A 1,925-nucleotide genomic window follows, 5' to 3' on the forward strand; every position below is an offset into this window, starting at 1 on the left:
GCCCCGGCGGCCTCCCGGGCGGGCGGTGCGGCGCAGGGGGAGGAACGCCAGCAGCAGGGCGATCCCGCCGACGTAGCGCCAGAAGGACAGGGCGATCGGCCCCAGATCGCTGGCGCGGTACAGCAGGGCGGCCGCGGCTCCGGCGGTGCCCCAGGCGACTCCGGCGACGACCAGGTAGAGCAGTCCGCGCCCGACGGACAGTCCGCCGGTGGGCACGGAGGCGTTTGCGAAATCACCGCCTCCGCCGGTGGGCGCGGCGGTGGACAGGGCGGAAGTGGGCTTCGACACGTGTGGGTTCTCCGCGTGTATCGGGAAGTCGTCAGGTGGTCCCGTACGCGGGCAGCGATGACCTGCGCGGCGGCGCTGACGCCGACGCGGTTCTCCTCGGCGGCCCGCCCTAGGCGGCGGGCGGGGGAAGCACGGTCGAATGCATGCCCGCACCCTACGGTGCGGGCGCGTCCTGCGACAACCGCCGCTCCGCGCGCTCTCCCCCGCCCGTGACCGCCCCTTCGCAACTCCCCGCGGCCACCGGCCCGGGAGGTGGTGCGGGAGGAGCCGCGGGCGTGGCGCGCTGCGCGACGAACGCGCCCGCCAGCACCACCGCACCGCCGAACAGCTGCACCGCCGACAGCCGCTCGTCCAGCAGCATCCAGGCCAGCACGGTGGCCACCACCGCCTCCAGGCAGGCCACCACCCCTGCCACCTGCGGCGAGAGCCTGCGTACCGAGACCACTCCGGTCAGATAGGCGGCCACGGTCGCCACCAGCACGATCCAGCCCAGCAGTACGGCCGCGGGCACCTGTGCGCCGGATGCCGGGAGGCCCGCCAGTTCGGCCCTCCCGCCCAGCACCGACCACTCCATCTCCCAGGGCCGGGCGACGGCGGTGAGCACCAGCGCGCCGATGAGCAGCCCGTAGGCGATGACACCCAGTGGATCGGGAACCCCGTCCCTGCCGGGGTCCTTGCCGGGTTCGCCGGTCCCGTGGGCGGACAGGACGAAGTAGCCGACCTGGCAGCAGGCGGCGCCCAGCGCCAGCAGCAGCCCCCAGAGGTCGAAGCCGAGCCCGGCCCAGATCTCCACCACGCACGCCAGGCCGCCGACCGCGAGCACCACCCCGATCCCCGCCGCCCGGCTCACCGGACGGCGCTGGACGAAGCGCACCCAGCCCAGCAGCAGCGCGGGCCCGAGGTACTCCACCAGCAGGGCGACTCCGACCGGGATGCGGGAGATCGCCGCGAAGTAGCACGCCTGTACGCCCGCGACGGCCAGCAGCCCGAACCCGGCCAGCAGCGCCGGCCGCCGCAGCAGCAGACCGCGGTGGCGCCAGGCCAGCGGCAGCAGCACGACGGCGGCGCCCGCGACCCTGAGCCAGGTCACGTGCAGCGGGTCGAGCCCGGCGGTGATCAGCGGCTTCGCCGCCGGGCCGGAACCGCCGAAGGCGACGGCGGAGAAGAGGGCGAGGGTGAGACCGGTGCTCGCCCCCGAGGGGGCGGACGGGGATGTCGGGGCATGCACCGGCCCATCATGCCAGCGCCCGACAGGCGTGTCAGCGGCTGCGCCCCTGACAGGGCTTCGGGGAGCGGTCCCCGGCGCCCCGCGCCACCGTTCCCACGAATGCCTGAGCGGAAGCGGGACCGGGTACGGGTACGGCGCCCGCGCGGCGCAGCACCTCCACCGCCCGGCAGCACGGATCGGCGAGCAGCGCGTCCAGCAGGTCCACGCCCTCCACCCGTGCGCCGCCCCCTGCCCGTGCCCGGCGGAGGGCTTCCTCCAGCGCCGCCGCGGCGGCGGGGGACCAGCCGGGGACACCGCCCGGCGCGGCGGCCGATGCCTCCGCGGCCCCCCCCTCCGTCACGCCTGCCGTGCCCGCCGGGTCCGACTCGACCAGACCGTGCAGCAGGTGGGCGGTGTCGGCGTGCCGGTC

2 protein-coding genes and 1 pseudogene are annotated in these 1,925 nt (G+C 76.2%); all 3 read right to left on the reverse strand.

The window, feature by feature from the left end; genetic code table 11:
• Positions 1–216: EamA family transporter (locus AC2CJA_RS26435; protein ID WP_484605182.1), on the reverse strand; the 216-nt coding region annotated here is incomplete at its 3' end.
• Between the two features lie 226 nt (positions 217–442).
• Positions 443–1,516 (reverse strand): EamA family transporter, encoded by a 1,074-nt coding sequence (locus AC2CJA_RS26440; RefSeq protein WP_484605181.1) that lies wholly within the window; start codon positions 1,514–1,516, stop codon positions 443–445.
• A 31-nt stretch (positions 1,517–1,547) separates the two neighbouring features.
• Positions 1,548–1,925, reverse strand: a pseudogene (locus tag AC2CJA_RS26445) (hypothetical protein); the annotation flags it as partial.

This window comes from Streptomyces sp. ATLC9 (assembly GCF_057196705.1).